The sequence below is a fragment of the uncultured Maricaulis sp. genome (assembly GCF_905480005.1).
In the GTDB taxonomy this organism is placed as follows: Bacteria; Pseudomonadota; Alphaproteobacteria; order Caulobacterales; family Maricaulaceae; genus Maricaulis.
The window spans coordinates 1-16,664 of sequence record NZ_CAJQOO010000134.1 but is presented as its reverse complement, the minus strand read 5'-3'; the positions used below and the strand labels follow the sequence as shown (position 1 = coordinate 16,664).

At 62.6% G+C, this 16,664-nt stretch carries 12 protein-coding genes, 1 tRNA gene and 1 pseudogene; 6 read left to right on the top strand and 8 right to left on the bottom strand.

Annotated elements, in window-relative coordinates:
- Both QZ266_RS12385 and QZ266_RS12380 read right to left on the bottom strand, forming a co-directional pair.
- Positions 1-538: pyridoxal-phosphate dependent enzyme (locus tag QZ266_RS12385; RefSeq protein WP_295695617.1), on the bottom strand; the 538-nt coding region annotated here is incomplete at its 3' end.
- A 33-nt stretch (positions 539-571) separates the two neighbouring features.
- The gene (locus tag QZ266_RS12380) at positions 572-2,344 is read right to left on the bottom strand and encodes an amidohydrolase (protein WP_295695615.1); all 1,773 of its coding nucleotides are present in this window, start codon (positions 2,342-2,344) and stop codon (positions 572-574) included.
- A 125-nt stretch (positions 2,345-2,469) separates the two neighbouring features.
- Here QZ266_RS12380 and QZ266_RS12375 point away from each other — a divergent pair, with 125 nt between their 5' ends.
- Complete coding sequence (locus QZ266_RS12375) at positions 2,470-2,862, top strand: VOC family protein (RefSeq protein ID WP_295695613.1); 393 nt, start codon at positions 2,470-2,472, stop codon at positions 2,860-2,862.
- A gap of 566 nt (positions 2,863-3,428) precedes the next feature.
- On the opposite strand, the gene radC is transcribed toward QZ266_RS12375, so the two are convergent.
- From radC to sfsA, 5 genes are all read right to left on the bottom strand, one after another.
- Positions 3,429-4,109, bottom strand: coding sequence for a DNA repair protein RadC (radC, locus tag QZ266_RS12370; RefSeq protein ID WP_295695611.1), 681 nt, complete (start codon positions 4,107-4,109; stop codon positions 3,429-3,431).
- Between the two features lie 3 nt (positions 4,110-4,112).
- A complete protein-coding gene (gene map / locus QZ266_RS12365; protein WP_295695610.1) occupies positions 4,113-4,952 on the bottom strand; it encodes a type I methionyl aminopeptidase in 840 nt (279 codons plus the stop codon).
- Between the two features lie 101 nt (positions 4,953-5,053).
- Positions 5,054-6,745: a M28 family metallopeptidase gene (locus QZ266_RS12360; protein ID WP_295695608.1), complete on the bottom strand. Its 1,692-nt coding sequence runs from the start codon at positions 6,743-6,745 to the stop codon at positions 5,054-5,056.
- An 80-nt stretch (positions 6,746-6,825) separates the two neighbouring features.
- Positions 6,826-7,302: a thioesterase family protein gene (locus QZ266_RS12355; protein WP_295695606.1), complete on the bottom strand. Its 477-nt coding sequence runs from the start codon at positions 7,300-7,302 to the stop codon at positions 6,826-6,828.
- A gap of 2 nt (positions 7,303-7,304) precedes the next feature.
- Entirely contained in the window at positions 7,305-8,006 is a 702-nt protein-coding gene (sfsA, locus tag QZ266_RS12350; protein WP_295695604.1) for a DNA/RNA nuclease SfsA, read from the bottom strand.
- Between the two features lie 63 nt (positions 8,007-8,069).
- Here sfsA and QZ266_RS12345 point away from each other — a divergent pair, with 63 nt between their 5' ends.
- On the top strand, positions 8,070-8,852 hold the full coding sequence (locus QZ266_RS12345; RefSeq protein ID WP_295695602.1) for a molybdopterin-binding protein: 783 nt from the start codon (positions 8,070-8,072) through the stop codon (positions 8,850-8,852).
- 675 nt (positions 8,853-9,527) lie between these two features.
- Positions 9,528-11,216 (top strand): VWA domain-containing protein, encoded by a 1,689-nt coding sequence (locus tag QZ266_RS12340; RefSeq protein WP_295695600.1) that lies wholly within the window; start codon positions 9,528-9,530, stop codon positions 11,214-11,216.
- Between the two features lie 84 nt (positions 11,217-11,300).
- Here QZ266_RS12340 and QZ266_RS12335 read toward each other — a convergent pair whose 3' ends face one another.
- Positions 11,301-13,796: a TonB-dependent receptor gene (locus QZ266_RS12335; RefSeq protein WP_295695598.1), complete on the bottom strand. Its 2,496-nt coding sequence runs from the start codon at positions 13,794-13,796 to the stop codon at positions 11,301-11,303.
- 210 nt (positions 13,797-14,006) lie between these two features.
- Here QZ266_RS12335 and QZ266_RS12330 point away from each other — a divergent pair, with 210 nt between their 5' ends.
- From QZ266_RS12330 to QZ266_RS12320, 3 genes and pseudogenes are all read left to right on the top strand, one after another.
- A complete protein-coding gene (locus QZ266_RS12330) occupies positions 14,007-15,608 on the top strand; it encodes a tetratricopeptide repeat-containing sulfotransferase family protein (protein ID WP_295695597.1) in 1,602 nt (533 codons plus the stop codon).
- Positions 15,609-15,664: 56 nt separating this feature from the next.
- Positions 15,665-15,737, top strand: a tRNA-Leu gene (locus QZ266_RS12325).
- Positions 15,738-15,863: 126 nt separating this feature from the next.
- Positions 15,864-16,664: pseudogene (locus QZ266_RS12320) on the top strand (site-specific integrase); the annotation flags it as partial.

The window sequence follows — 16,664 nt, the reverse complement described above, 5'->3', positions numbered from 1 at the left end:
GGGCGCCCTGCAGCGCCATCTCGCGCAGATTGGCTTCCGGCGTGTCTTCCGGCGCAAAACACCAGCTCTCCATGCCCATCCGGCTGGCATAGGCTGACAGCGCGGCCCCGGCATTGCCATTGGTCGGCATGGCCAGGCGGTTGAGGCCGTATTGATGGGCCATGGCGACGGCGAGGGCGAGGCCGCGGGCCTTGAAGCTGCCCGTCGGCAGGCGGCCTTCATCCTTGACCCAGACCTTGCCCGTTGCTCCGGACACCTTGGCCGTGGCGGGAATGTCGATGAGCGGCGTATCAATCTCGCCCAGGGCACAGACATGGGCGTCGTCGGCCACCGGCAGAAGCTCGCGCCACTTCCAGAAACCGCCATCACGCGACCAGATGGTGTCGCGATCAATGCCGGCCTTCATCGCGTCCAGGTCATAGCGCGCCAGCAGCGGTTTGCCGGCCTTGGACAGATTGTGCGGCAGGTCGGCCTCATAGCGCTCGCCGGTTTCCGAACACTCCAGATGGGTGAAGTAATTGGCAGGGGCTTGCGTCATGGAGAAGCTCGTTTGTGGCGGAATGAAAAGGACTTAGCCGAAGACTTGGCCCCAGGCGGCGGCAATGGCAAGGCCGATCCGGTCCAGCGACCAGTCGCGTGTGTCGACCGGCTGACCGGCGAGCCAGGTGCCCCGGACCGCGACCGGCGCGTCGGCGTCGATGGCGGCAACCGGGTCGGTATCAAACCAGGTCAGATCGGCGCGCTTGCCGACCTCGATGGAGCCGACCTCGTCAGCGAGACCCAATTGCCGGGCGGCATTGATCGTCATCAGGGAGAGGGCGGTTTGCGCATCGATTGTCTCACCCAGCGGCTCGCCGGTCAGCGTGCGGCGGTGGACGGGCAGGGCCATCACACGCAGGGCGTCAATGTCGCTCGCTGGATGGTCGCCATGGATCGTCACAACCGCGCCCTGCCGGACCGCTTCGGCAATCGGCATGTAGCGCGCGGCGCGTTCCGGTCCGAACAAGTCTTCCAGCCGGTGACCATAATTGCCGATATGGTCCGGGAAGAAGCCCAGCGAGACACCGAGTGTGTTGGCCCGGCTGATCTGGTCGGGCGTGATCAGGGCGAGATGTTCCAATCTGTGCTGGACGTCTGAATTGGGCGTATGGGTTTGAGCGGTCTCGATGGCATCGAGCGCCAGATCGATGGCGCGCTCGCCCTGGACGTGCAGGGCCATCTGATAGCCAAAGCCCTGCATCTCGCCGACAAACCCCGTCACGCTGTCAGACGGCATGGCCAGCGGCGCCAGCCAGTTCGGTGGCAGGCCGAGTGTATCCCGGGTCAGTGGCGTATTGGCATAGGGCTCGGCGCTCGCAGCGCCGCCGGCAAAGGGCGAGCCGTCGAGCCAGAGTTTGATGCCATTCAGGCGGCGCAGGGCGTGGCGGTCATCCGTCTCGCTGAACATGTCCAGCGCACGATTATTCCGGCTCGGCGCCGTGTAGAGCACCGTATTGAGTGCCGGGCGCCCGGCATGGCTCACCGCCGTGAGAATGCCCAGCGGGTCTTCGGCGCGCCCGACCAGGGAGGCGATGCCGATTGTGGTGTAGCCGGCCGCCGCGTACGCATCATAAGTACCGTCGAGCAGATAGGTCAGGGCCGCGTCGGAGGCCTGCGGAATCCCGGCCATGAGCTGACGCACGGCCGTGACCTCGACCGCCCGGCCGGTCAACGCGCCGTGGGCGTCGCGCTCGAAAAAGCCGTCATGCGGGTCGGGTGTGGCGGGCGTGATGCCAGCGGCCTCCAGTGCTGCGGAATTGGCGAAGGCCTCATGCATCATCTGGGTCAGGATGACGAGCGGCCGGTCGGGTGACAGCGCGTCCAGCTCGGCCAGGCTCGGCGGGGTGAGATCATCCAGCATGACGGCATCCCAGCCAAAGGCGATGGCCCAGGGCGAGGGGCCACCCGCGTCAACACCTTCGGCGATGGCGGCCATGATCGCGGCGCGGTTGCCATGGGTGCGGCCGGAGATGTCGATGGCCGTGTTCAACAGCGCCGCGGCGAGCGGATGGGTGTGCGGTTCGATCAGTCCCGGCGTCAATGTGCCGCCTTCCAGGTCGATCCGGCGCACGCCGCGCGGTGCGGCCGCCAGGACCTCGTCCAGCGTGCCCACAGCCGCGATGCGCCCGTCCTCGACATAGATCGCGTCGACGATTCCTGCCGCACTGACCGTTCGGATGGTGCCATTGTGAAAGACCAGCGCGTCCGGCGCGGTCGGCGAGCGCAGGAGCAAGCCTGCGATTACCGCGACAAGAAGGGCAGACAGGGGGATGAGGGCGAGGGCGAGGCGTATCGGGCGAGTCATGAGCGCATCCTAACAGGCGCCCCCGGACAGACGAGCGCTTGTTGCCGTGGCCGGTTTTCGTGGCCCGGGGCTGGGCCGGGCCGGACTTGCACGCTAGGCTGGCGGTCAGATCAGGGGAGACAGGCATGGCAAATGTGATCGGTGTGGGCGGTATCTTCTTTCAGAGCCCGGATCCGGCGGCCCTGATGGCCTGGTATCAGGACAAGCTGGGCCTGAAGATCAATGATTATGGCGGCGCGGACTTCCTGCATGCCGACAGCGGCAAGGCTTTCCCGCAAGGCGCGCGGACCATCTTTTCAGGCTTCAAGGACGGGACGGATTACTTCAAGCCCTCCGACAAGCCCTTCATGATCAATCTGATCATCGACGACATGGACTCGATGCTGGCGCGCCTGAAGGAAAAGGGTGTCGCCCTGGAAGGCGAGCCCCAGGATTTCAGCTATGGCCGCTTTGCCTGGGTGATGGATCCGGACGGCACCAAGATCGAGCTCTGGCAGCCGATCGAGCCGGAGGGGTAGGGGCATTGCGTTGGCAGCACTTGCCCGAGGATCGCGCGAGGCGGCGCGAGGCCATTGCCAGCATTCGACGAATGGTCGGTGCCCGCTATCGGGCAATGATCCTACCTACGCTCACATGTGGTGCGCTGGTGCTGACGGTTTTGTTTCGAGGAGGGCCGGAAGCCGGCGTTGAGTGGTGGGTGCTTGTCGGCTTATTGAGCTTGATGTGGGTGGTGCTCTATGTCGGTGGGGTGTTTTTTGCCGGAGCGCCAAGGCGCTAATCGGCTCCCGATCAATTGTAGCGGCATGAGGCGAAACGACTTTTCTTGGTCAAACATAGTGCGATCTGGGCGAACCTGTTGCTCCTGGACGTGAGCACGGGCACGTGTTGTGCCCTTCCATTCATTGATGGCTTGCCGAGAGGGCGCCGCATTCGGTTCTTGAGGTCAAGGGCGCGAAGCGCCGCTCCGCGGTTTCACCCTTGAGCTCAAGAACCGGATACGGCGTGCTGGCTGACAAGCCATCCAAGGATATTTGCGAGCGGTGGCTCGCTTGTTCAACTTGAATGGTCTCAGCGCACTTTCCGCTTACATCAACCCCAACGTCTTGAAGCTCGCCGTATTCTCGCGGCCGATCACCAGATGATCATGGACCGCGATCTCGAAGGGTTTGCAGATCTCCATCAGTGTCCGCGTCATTTCGATATCGGCCTGGCTGGGTGTGGCGTCGCCGGAGGGGTGGTTGTGCACCAGGATGATCGCCGAGGCTTCGTGGGCGAGGGCGGCCTTGACCACTTCACGCGGATAGACCGGTGCATGGTCGATCGTGCCTTCGCCGAGGACCTCGTCGGCGATCAGCTTGTTCTTGCGGTCGAGGAAGAGCACGCGGAACTGCTCGGTCGTGGCGTGTTGCATGGCGGTGCGGCAATAGGCGACCAGCGCCGACCAGGAGGTGATGACCGGTCGCCCGATGGCCTGTTCGCGGGCCAGGCGTTCGGCCAGCGGCTTGATGAGTTTGAGGTCGGCGGCAACGCGCTCGGAGACGCCCTTGATGGCGGTCAGATCGCGGACATCGGCCCCGGCGACGCCGCCGAGATCCCCGAAGCGGGCGATGAGGTCCTTGGCAATCGGTTTGGTGTCGCGGCGCGGAATGGAGCGGAAGAGGTAGAGTTCCAGCAATTCATAATCGTGAAGGGCCAGCCCACCCGCTGAGGTTAGTTTTTCGCGCAGCCGGTCTCGATGACCCGTATGGGAGGCCGTGCCGGTCATGATCTAGGGGCGGGAATAGGGGGGCTTGTGGAGGCCCTTGGGTGAGGCGGTGAAAATCTCCACGCCGTCTGCGGTGACACCCACGGAATGCTCGAACTGGGCCGAGAGTGACTTGTCACGCGTGACGGCGGTCCAGCCATCAGACAGGACTTTGACGTCCGGCCGACCCAGATTGAGCATGGGCTCGACGGTGAAGAACATGCCTTGCTTGAGTTCGGGGCCTTCGCCATGCACGCCGAAATGCAGGACATTCGGGCTGTCATGGAAGTTCTGGCCCAGACCGTGACCGCAAAAATCGCGCACGATGGAGCAGCGACGTTCTTCAGCATATTCCTGGATGATGGCGCCAATTGTTCCCAGCGTGACGCCCGGCTTGATCGCATTGATGCCAGCCATCATGGCTTCATAAGTCGTGTCGACCAGAAGCTCGGCCTTCCGGCGCGGTTCGCCGATCGTGTACATGCGGCTGGTATCGCCATGCCAGCCATCGACCACGACGGTCACGTCGATATTGACGATATCGCCATTCTTCAGCGGCTTGGGACCCGGGATGCCGTGGCAGACGACATGGTTGATCGAGGTGCACAGGGAGTGACGATAACCGCGATAGAAGAGCGTCGCCGGGACCGAGCCATTATCGAAGGCGTATTCACGCGCGAGCTTGTCCAGATAGGCCGTCGTATTGCCGGGACGGGCATGCTCGACCAGCATGTCGAGAATTTCCGCGGCCAGGCGGCCGGCCTTGCGCATGCCGGCGAAGGCTTCCGGGCCATGCAGTTTGATGCGGCCATCGCGCGGGCTGGACGTGTCGTTCTCCGTCACGGTCTCGTAGGCAGTGGTCAAGTTATCGCTCCCTTTGCCCCTGCTTATAAACAGAGCGCGCGCCGTTTGGAACGGCGCGCGCCTGCATTTCTCAGCCGGGCGCGAAGCCCGTCCGACAAGGCCTATTCGGCATCGCTACCGAAGAGGTTGCCGAAGAAGCTGTCATCATTCCAGGCCGGCCGCACGTCGCTATCGGCGATCTCGCGGGCGATCAGGTAGTTGATATTGGCAAATTTGGCGCCCTGCTCGAACAGGACTTCCAGCTCGCCATCCAGCTGATCGGTCTGGCGGTGATAATGCGTGGTGAGGAAGCCCATGAAGCCTTCGCCCTCATCCCAGCGCGGGTCCGGCGAGGAGAAGCCGGTCATCAGGAAGAGCGACGGCACGCCTTCCCGCACGAAGTTGTAGTGGTCCGACCGCACGAAGAGCGATTGCTCCGGCAGCGGATCCTCGGACACGGCAATGTCCATCCGGGCCGCCGCACGCGTGGCGATCGGGCCGAGATTGGAGTGGTTGGAGCCAAAGGCGATCACATCGGCGAAGTCATAGACGATGACCGGCATGTCGAGATTGACATTGGCCACCATCTGCTCGGCCGGGACGGTCGGATTGCGTGCGTAATGCTCGGAACCCAGCAGACCCTTTTCCTCGGCCGTCAGCGCGACGAAGATCACCGAGCGGCGCGGCGCGCCCTGGGCGAGGAAAGTGCGAGCCGTTTCCAGCATGATCGAAATGCCCGAAGCATTGTCGACGGCACCATTGCAGATCTCGTCGCTATCATCGGTCGTATTGCACGAGCCGCCGGCGCGCATGTTCTCGGTGACCGAGCCGATATGATCGAGATGAGCGGTGAGGACCAGGTATTCATCGGCCACAGCGGGATCGGAACCGCGGATCATGCCGACCACATTCGGGGAGTCGAAGGGCTCGGACAGGGTGCGCTGGCGCAGCGTCACCGTGTGCGGCAGCTCAAAGCGCGGATAGCTCGGCTCTTCAGCGCCCATCGCGGCCCGGACATCTTCCAGGCTCATTTCGGCATCCTCGAAGAGGCGGGCACCGAGCTCGGCGCTGACATTGGCCGAGGCGGTGACGCCGTCATAGCCGGACGGACCGGTTGCCGAGGTCAGGCGAACCGCGGGGCGGCTGCCGAAACCATTGGTGAAGCCGGTCAGTTGCTCCGGCGTCCAGCTGGTCAGCGAGATCATGCCGATCGCGCCATGGGCGGCGGCGACATTGCGCTTGGTGGTGCCGGAATTGTGGTGGGCGCGCTCTTCGGAGAGGCCTTCGAAGACCGTTTCGGGAACGCCGCCCAGGACGACGACAATCTTGCCGTCGACATCGAGGTCGGCATAGTCGTCATGACCGCGATTGGCCGCGGACACGCCGTGGCCGACAAAGACAAGCTCGCCGGTGATTTCCGCTTCCAGAACGCTGGGATTGGAGGAGATATAGGCGCCGGTTCCGTGCTCGAACACGTCGCCATCCAGGGTCAGCTGGTTGTACTCGGCGTCCGGGCGCACTTCGTGCAGCGGGACCTGGGCGAAATAACCGCCATTATCGCCCGCCGGCTCGAGGCCGAGCAGGCGCATTTGCGAGGCCACATAATTGGCGGCAATCTCGTAACCCGGCGTGCCCGGATCGCGTCCGTTCAGATAATCCGATGCGAGGAAGCGGATATGGGCTTCGATATTGACCTCGCTGACATCCGGCATGAAGCCGGCTTCAACGGTTTCAACCGCAGCGCTGTCGGTGTCATTGGCGGCCGTGCAAGCGGCGAGTGCCAGACCGGCCAGGGCCGGAATGAGATACTTCATGTAAAAGCCTCCCCCAAAGAGGTGTTGGTGTTGGGCCGGACTATAGGGGGGCAGAAGTGTCGTACAACGTCGATGGTTCGTTAATTTTCAGTCACAAGCGCCGCCGCCACGGAGGGCAGCACGGAGTAGTGATTTGAAAAGATTGGCGTCATGCGCGCCGGGCGTCCTGTGGAGAGCTGGAAGCAGACCACTTTGGTCAGGGCGCGAAATACAGTGACGCCATCGCTGACCCGTCGGAATTGATAGCGACGCTCGGCGCGCAGGCGCTGGTCGGACCGGGTGATCCAGACCGCGCAGTCGATTTCGTCGCCCACGCGGACATGGCCGAGATAGTCCGCTTCGGTACGGATAATGGCGATGCCGCGATCCTCCGCCGCGCAGGCCTCCATCGAATAATCCTCTCCCTTGGAGAACCAGTGCGTCCAGGCGGCCTCGTCGGCCCATTCCAGATAGCGGGCATTGTTCGCGTGCCCGAAACTGTCGATATCGCGCTCGCTCACCGTGATGCGGTGGATATAGGCGTCCGGCAGATCCCAGCCATTCCAGTCATTGCTCATCGTCACAGCTCCACGCGCATGGGTCGGGTAATGGTCACCGATTTTTCAGTTACCTCACAGGCATAGGCCAGGACCTCGACGCCGGCCGCCGCGCTCTCACGCAGGGTGCGGGCATAGACCGGGTCGATATCCTCTGCCGGACGCAGCACCTCGCAATCACTGCGCTGGACGATGAAAAGCTGCACGGCCCGCTCGCCAGACGCGACCTGGGCCGCCAGCTCGACGAGATGCTTGGCGCCGCGCGCGGTCACGCCGTCGGGAAATTCGGCAATGCCGGGGCCGCGCTGCCAGTGGACATTCTTGACCTCGACCCAGCACGGCGGTCGCCCCTCGCTCTCCAGCAGGAGGTCGATGCGGGAATTCTCGCCATATTTCACCTCACGGCGCAGGCTGTCATAGCCTGCCAGCTCCGTGATCACGCCGGCATTGACCGCCTCCTCGGCGAGGGCATTGGCGAGATTGGGCAGGGCGCCGATCAGCGTGCCCTCGGCCTCGACCAGCTCCCAGGTGAATTTCAGCTTGCGCTTGGGGTTGTCCGAGCGCGACAGCCAGACCGGCAGGCCCGGTTCCTTGATGCCCGTCATCGCACCGGTGTTGGCGCAGTGCGCCGTCACCACCTGGCCGTCCGCCAATTCGACATCGGCAAAGAAGCGCTTGTAACGCTTCACCAGTCGGCCGGGGATGAGTTCGGTCGGAAACTGCATGGCTTGGACTTCCTTCTGGTGCCACCTATACCCGTTTGCAGGCACGACTTAAGGATGATTCTCATGGCAACGAACTCGCGGGTGACGGCAGCAGTCCTCCTGATCGGGGATGAAGTCCTGTCCGGCCGGACCCAGGACAGGAATCTCAACCAGATTGCCCGCTTCCTCGCCCCGCTGGGGATCAATGTGGTGGAATGCCGGGTCGTGCCGGACGAGACCGATATCATCGTCGATGCGCTCAACGCGCTGCGCACGGCCTGCGATTATGTCTTCACCACGGGCGGCATCGGGCCGACCCATGATGACATTACCGCCGACGCCGTTGCCGCGGCCTTTGGGGTCGGCATCGATGTCCGCGACGATGCGCTGGCGATCATCGAGGACTGGTATGCCCGGACCCAGACCCCGGTCACCGAAAGCCGCAAACGCATGGCGCGCATCCCTGACGGGGCCAGCCTGATCGTCAATCCGGTCACCGGCGCGCCCGGCTTCCAGACCGGCAATGTCTTCACCCTGGCGGGTGTGCCCTCCATCGTCGCTGGCATGCTCAATGACATTGATCACCGGCTCGAGGGCGGGGCGGTGACCAAATCCCGATCGGTGAAGGGTGACAATCTGCGCGAGGGCGATGTCGCCGACGCACTCGGCGCACTGGCGAAAGAATTCCCCGACGTCTCGATCGGCTCCTATCCCTATTTCCTCGAAGTGAAAGCCGGCGAGATCAAACGCGGCACACATCTTGTCGCTCGCGCAACGGATACCGGTCAGCTCGATCACGTGATCGCGCGCATCGCGGTGATGGTTGAGGCGGTGGGCATCACCCCGCGGATTGATCCGGTGGATTGAGGTCAGCGCCCGCAGGAACGGCTCACAAATTTTTCTCTCCACAATGTGGGGAAGAAAAGTCGGAGCTTATCCCACACCCTGCACCGCTTTCCTTCTCCCTTGGGAGAAGGTGGCCGGAGGCCGGATGAGGGGGATTCGCCCGGCAATACAGGGATTTACCCCTCACCCTGACCCTCTCCCAGGGGAGAGGGAAAGTGCGCTCGATCAAAAAAATCAGCCAAACTTATCCTCCCCCCTTATCCGACATGGGAGACTGCCCTCGGTTTTCGGGACGGGAGGCACGAGCTCAGTCATTTGTGCCCGGGAACTTGCGGAGCCTGTCCGCGCTTTGGATGTGACACCCCAAAGCTCCGGCAGGGCGTGCGATCAGGTCCAGGGGCACTAAACGACCGACCCTCAGTATCTGGCGCATTGGAATCGGGGTGGAGACAGCCCGGGAAAACTCCGCGTGCGGGATGCCTGTTGAAGCTACCGTATGAAAATCAGCGCTTTATCGGCTGAGACCGGTATCCCGCACCCTCCTCCTGCCCAAACCGCCAGGCGATGACGCCGTGGCGATGCTGGCGCTTGCGGACGGCGTTGCCTGCCCCAAGATCGCCCTGATTTCGACTTGTGAGCGTCGCGGATCGCTCCCAGTCTGGCGGGTGAGGGACTTTGGGACCAAAAGGGGATTCCATGAAACGCGTTCTTTTGATCAGCGTGGCCGGGCTGGCCATGATTGCGGGCTGCACGGCGACCGTCGCGCCGCCGGGACCGCCGCCGCCATCCATGTCGCCCCCGCCGGCACCTCCGCCGCCTCCGCCGGCACCGCCCCCGCCGCCAGCCATGGCCGAGATGGTGACGGTCACCGGATCGCGCTTGCGGAGCGATGTCGCCAGTTTTTCCCGCCCGCTCACGGTCATTGACGGTCAGTTGCGAGAGCCTGAAGACCGCGAGCGCTATGAAGACGTCGACCCCAATCCGGTCGTCTCCACCGCCGACGAACCGGTTTCCACCTTTTCCATCGATGTCGACACGGCCAGCTATTCGCTGGTCCGAAACTCGCTGGAATATGGCCGCATGCCGCCGAGCGACGCCGTGCGGATCGAGGAGATGGTCAATTATTTCGACTATGACTACGCCCTGCCACCGGGACCGGAAGAGCCCTTCGCGACCCATGTGACGGTCACCCCGACACCGTGGAATGCCGGCACCCAGCTCCTGCATATCGGCGTCCAGGGCTATGAGATCATCCCGGAAGAGCGCCCGCGGGCCAATCTGGTCTTCCTGATCGATGTCTCCGGTTCGATGAATGATCCCGACAAGCTGCCCCTGGCCGTTCAGGCCATGCACATGCTGGTCGATGAGCTCCATCCGGACGATACGGTCGCCCTGGTCGTCTATGCCGGTGCCGCCGGTGCCGTGCTGGAGCCGACCGAGGCACGCGATGCCCGCGAGATCCACCGGGCGCTGGATCGTCTGAGCGCAGGCGGCTCGACCGCGGGCGGAGCCGGTCTGGCGCTGGCCTATGACCTCGCCGAGCAGAATTTCGACGCGGACGCGGTCAATCGGGTCATGTTGCTGACCGATGGCGACTTCAATGTCGGCGTCACGCGCGACGAGACCCTGGAAGACTTTGTCGCCCGCAAGCGTGACACGGGCATTTATCTGTCGGTGATGGGTTTCGGTCGCGGCAATTACAACGACCAGATGATGCAGACCATTGCCCAGGCGGGGAATGGGACAGCCGGCTACATCGACAGCCGCCAGGAAGCCCGGCGCATGCTGGTCGAGGAAAGCTTTTCCTCGCTCTTTCCGATCGCCAATGACGTCAAGATCCAGATCGAGTTCAATCCGGCGCGCGTCGCCGAGTATCGCCTGATCGGCTATGAAACGCGCCTGCTTGACCGCGCCGATTTCAATAATGACGAGGTCGATGCCGGTGAAGTCGGGTCCGGTCATTCCGTGACCGCCATCTATGAGATCGCGGCGCCCGGTTCCGAAGGTGTGCTGATGGAGCCGTTGCGGTATGGCGGCGCGGCGCCGGTCGAACCGGATCTGAGTGGCGAGTTCGGCCATTTGCGCCTGCGCTACAAGCGGCCTGGCGAGGATGATAGTCGCCTGATCGAACGCCCGGTGACCGATGCCGATGCCGTCAGCGTCTTTGGCGATGCGCCGCAGGAGGCACGTTTCTCCATCGCGGTTGCCGGCTTCGCCCAGCGTCTGCGTGGGGATGCCTATCTTGGCGATGATTATGGCTGGGCCGAGATCGCCGAGACCGCTGGCCATGCGCTTGGCGAGGACATTTACGGCTATCGCGCGGAATTCCTCGACCTGGTGAACCAGGCTGCCGAGATCGACAATGAGGGGGGCGACAAGCCCTGATTGCCGGTTTCGAGACGCCCAATGAAAAGAGCCGCGCCCGATGGGCGCGGCTCTTCTTGTTTCAGGCTGTCTACCGGGTCGGGATTATTCGCCGAACTGGTAGTAGAAGCGCACACCGATCGTCCGCGGCGGGGCGACATTGGCGTAGTGGCTGCGCACCGGCTGGCCGTTGATCGTCTGGTTCGACAGCGCCGTGCTTCGGATACCGGTCTCGATATATTCATTGCCGATATTGTTGACGAAGAGCGTGGCGCCCCAATTGCCGGCGTCATAATTGATCGAGCCGTTGGCGACATAATAGCTGTCCAGCGTCGCACTGCTGCCCCGGCCGCCGGTACGGGTGAGAATGTCGCCCGTATAGGAAATGCCGAGATTGTAGTTGAGCTGGGCACCGCTCGCGAGATCGGTCGTGTAGCGACCGAAGACCGAGGCCTGGGTTTCCGGAGAGCCCGGCAGGCGATCGCCGGCCTGACCATCTTCAAAGGCCGAGCCAAAGCCCGGCGTGGTGATGGTGCGGACCAGGAAGGGCACGTCGGCTGTGAGCTCGGACTGCGTGAAGGAATAGGTTCCGCGCAGTTCGAAATTATGGGCGACCTGCCAGCTGCCCTGCAGCTCGAAGCCTTTCGACTCCGCGCCTTCGGCATTGACCGTGATCGGGATGTTGGCGTTGACCGTGGCAGAGGACACTTGCGGGTCCGTCCACTCGACTAGGAAGATGGCGCCGTTCAGCGTCACCGCCCCGCCGGCCCAGGTCGTCTTGGCACCGAGCTCGTAATTGGTCGTCTGGTCAGGGCCGAACTGACGTTCGTCGAACTGGGCGATGTCGCCGGCATTGGGACCATATTGCTGGCCCGGTGCGAGGGCGCAGGCGCCCTGGGTCGCATTCGGGTCAAAGGCCGGGCACGGGCCGAGGCCGTTCGAGGCGCCGATCCGATAGCCTTCAGAAACCGTGAAATAGGCCAGGATCTCATCGCTCACATCATAGGCGATGTTGAACTTGTAGAGGAAACCGTCATCCGACTGCGCCAGGGACGGGTCAAAAGCGAGATCGCGGATCTCGTCAATCGTCAGCGGCGTATAGGTCGGCGCTTCAAAGAGCGGGAAGTCCACGGTCGAGACCGATTCCAGCTCATATTCGTAATAGCGCCCGCCAACCGTGATCGAGAGACGGTCCGTGATATCCCAGCCAAGCTCGCCGAAAATGGCGCTCTCGGTCAGCTCGGTATTGCTGGTCGAGAAATACTCCAGATCGGTCGGGTTCTCGGTCAGGCCGAAGCCGAAATTGTCGTTCACATACGCGGCATAGTTCGGCGTGTACTCCTCGGAGGAGCCGACGAACTCGGCCTTGTTGTAATAGAAGCCGACAATCCAGTTGAACTGGCTCTCATAGGTCGAGACAAGGCGGACTTCCTGATTGAAGAACTCGTTCTCGGTCAGTTCGTGGGTGAAGGCCGTGAAGTTCGGGAAGCTCTCATAGGAGTATTCCAGCGAGATCAGCAGGTCCGTCTGGTCGCGCTGGCCTTCTGCGTCATAGCTCCCGAAACCGGTCGCCGAGGTCAGCTCGGCAAAGCCGAGATCAGCGGTGACTTCCAGGGCAAGGAGCTCATTATTGCGCTCGATCGGTTCCAGCACGCGAAGGGCGGATTCATAACCGCCGGCCGGAATGGGCGAACGACGCGAGGAGATCTGACGACCTTCAATGTCCTGGTTCTGGAAGTAGTAGGTCGCCGTGGCGTCAAGCCAGTCGGTCGGCGCCCAGCGGGCCGCGATGCGACCGGAAACGGCTTCTTCGCCATCGGCATCGCTGACCGGAGCGAGATTGGCAGCGACATCGGCCGGATCATTGAAATCCGGAACCGGGTTCGAGACACCCGGCTGGCGCACGCGATAGGGATAATCGGTGAAGCCGGAATCCTGCAGCACGTCGAGCGAGCCGCGAACCGCGAAGGTGTCGGACACCGAGTGGTTGAAGGTGAAGCCGATATCGGCCGACGGGGAGTTCGCTTCGGAATACTGGTAGAAGGAGGAGCGGATCTGCAGCATATTGCTGTCGAAGTCCGGACGGTTCGGCAGGTAGCGGATGGCGCCACCCAGCGTGCCGGCGCCATACAATGTGCCTTGCGGTCCAAGCAGGACCTCGACGCGTTCCAGGTCATTCATCTTGAGGTCGATGAAGAGCGGGATTTCGCCGAGATAGGTGGCCACGGTTCCGCCGCCATCATTATTGCCGTCGCCGGAATTGATCGGGTCGGCATTCAGGCCGCGCACGATGATCGGATTGCCCTGACGGCCGCCGCGATCAACAATATTGATGCCCGGGACGTAGGCGAGGGCGTCGGCGAGATCCTCGAAACCCTGTTCTTCGATCTGGTCGCCACCGATGGCGGCAATGTTGAGCGGGACGTCCTGAACGGTCTCGGAACGACGGGTCGCGGTCACGACAATCACGTCCTGCGAAGACGAGGGATTGTCCTGGGCGAGTGCGGTACCAGCACCGGCAAGGCCGGCGAGTGGCAGGGCAAGCACACTGATGGAACAGGCGAGGCGTGCGCGAAGTGATGCCTTGGGTATTGCGGCCATGACTGAAATCTCCGAATGAAAATGTGTGCTAATCATGGTCTCTAGGTCCCGGCGAAAGCAATTGCGGTTAGTTAAATTGATGTCACAAATCCGTTTTCTTCGAGGACCTGTTGCGCGGACGACACGCTGCATGTGCGAAGAAGCTTCGCGAGCGCAGCATGAGACGGGTGCGCGTCGGCCGACTGCAACGTGTCGAGGAGTGGCCTGCCGATGAGTGTCGAATCACGTCTGAAGGCCGCGTCCGCTGCGCTCGGTGCCCGGCAATACCGCGAAGCGCATGCATTATGCCTCGAGGTCCTGCAGACCTCTGGCCCGCATCCCGAAGCCTTTTTCCTCCTCGGCCTGCTCACGGCGGACCATGACAATCACGCCAAGGCGGTCGAGATTCTCGACCGAGGGGTGGCGCTGGCGCCGGATGATCCGCGCCTGCATGCCCACCGGGCCAAGTCACTGCTCGCGCTCAATCGGCGCGAGGCCGCGGCGGATGCGGCCCGCCGCGCCAGCAAGCTGGGTCCACGCGACGCCCTGAGCTTCGACACGATTGGCGTTGTCTTTACACGGCTGGGCGATCACGAGGCTGCGATCCACTTGTTCGGGGCAGCCGTCGCGCAGGACCCGGGGCGGGCGGAGTACCATTACAATCTGGCGGCCTCACGCCAGTTTGCCGGTGATTTCGATGGCGCTGAAGCGGCCTATTCCCGGACGCTGGAACTGGCGCCGGACCATGTGAAGGCCTTGTCGGCGATTGTCGGCCTGCGTCGGCAGAGCGAGGCGGATAACCGGCTGGACGCGCTGGTGACGGCCTTCGGGGCTCGGTCCACCGATGACGAGGAAAGCCAGCTCCATCTCGGGCATGCGATCGCCAAGACCCTGGAGGATCTTGGCCGCGACGGCGAGGCGCTGGACTGGCTTGGCCGGGCCAAGGCGGGCATCCGCGCGGCGCGTGGCTATGATCCGCAGTCCGATGTCGCGCTTTTCGATGCCGCCGCCAACGGGGCGGACGCCGACCGTGCCGCAGGCGCGGTCGCCGACAGTGACCGGCCGGTCTTCATTGTCGGTCTGCCGCGTACCGGAACGACTCTGGTCGACCGCATTCTTGGCGCACATGCACAGGTGCGTTCGGTCGGGGAATTATCCAGTTTTGCACTGATCGGCAAACGCCTCGCCGCGACCCCCGGCCCCTATGTCATGGATGCCGCCACTTTGAGCGCCGCCGACCGGGTTGATGGCTCCCAATGGGGCCAGGCTTATCTCGACAGTGTTGCCGACCTGGCCGGTGACGCGCCGCGCTTTGTCGACAAGATGCCGCTCAATATCGTCTGGGCCGGTCACATCCATCGTGCGCTGCCGAACGCGCGGATCATCTGCCTGCGCCGCCACCCGATCGATGCCTGTTTGAGCAATTACCGTCAGCTGTTCGCGACCAGCTTCTCCTATTACAATTACGCCTACGATCTCGCGGACTGCGCGCGCTATTATCTCGGCTTTGACAGGCTGCGTTCCCATTGGGCCGCGACCCTGCCAGACGATCGCTATACCGAGGTCGCCTACGAGGATGTCATTGCCGATCTGGAGGGCGAGGCCGCGCGGCTGGTCGCCCATTGTGGCCTCGACTGGGACCCGGCCTGCCTCGACTTCCATTCCCAGTCGGGCAGTGTCGCGACCGCCAGTTCGGTACAGGTCCGCCAGCCGCTCTATTCCAGCTCTATCGGTCGCTGGAAGCGCCACGCAGACGCGCTTGCGCCAATGCGGGCCATTCTGGAAGCGGGCGGCGTGATCAATGCGGCGGGTGAGTGGCTGCGCGAGGCCTGATGCCGCGACTGGCCAGTCCGGCGAAGCCGTGTAGGATCGCCACGTCTTCCCCGCGGGCGTGGCGGAATCGGTAGACGCAGCAGACTTAAAATCCTTCCAGTGTCAGTTCGAGTCTGACCACGAGCACCATTTAAACCTTTGTCCTACAAAGTTTTTTCAATAATTTCTCGCTCTCAAAATCGCAATATGATACCGTGCACAAATGATGCACAAAAACACACACAGTGATTGGAAGTCCTTTCGGGAGCAGCGCTGATGGCTGTTCACAAGATTTTGGGCGGAAAAGTTCGTTTGTATCAGCGCGAAGGAAGTCCGCGCTGGCAATGTGCGGCGCGTTTCAACGGAAAGAACCATCGCGCCAGTACGAAAGAGGACAGCCTATCCCTGGCAAAGGAATACGCGGAGGACTGGTACCTTACCTTGTGTGGGAAGGCACGCATCGGTGAATTGAAGAACGAAAAGACCTTTCGGCACGCGGCCAAACAATTTGAGCTTGAGTTCGAGGTAATCACCGGCGGTACTCGGAGCCCTGTGTACGTTGACGGACACAAACGCCGACTGAAGAACTATCTTGTTCCGTTCTTCGGTGACATGGGCTTGTCAGAAGTCACTGGCGGTAAAGTTCAGGAGTATCGCGTCCACCGACAGACTAATTCGGTCACGCGTTTCGGGCATGCCGAAGCAAAGCAATACAAACCGCCGGCGCCGAGCACGATCCACCAAGAGATCGTGTGCTTGCGCCAGGTTCTTAAGACCGCGGTGCGTCACGGCTGGCTAACGCATCTTCCCGATCTATCCATGCCGTACAAAGCTTCCAAGAAAATTAGGCACAGGGCTTGGTTTTCCAAAGACGAATACGAAAAACTCTACAAGGCGACGCGCCGTCGCGCGGCGGAATGGAAGGGTAAGCGATATGAGTGGGAGACAGCGCAGCTCCACGACTTCGTGCTTTTCATGGCGAACACCGGCCTGCGGCCAGACGAAGCCTACAAACTTCAGTACCGCGACATTGCAATAGTGGAGGACTACGACACGGACGAGACGATCTTGGAAATC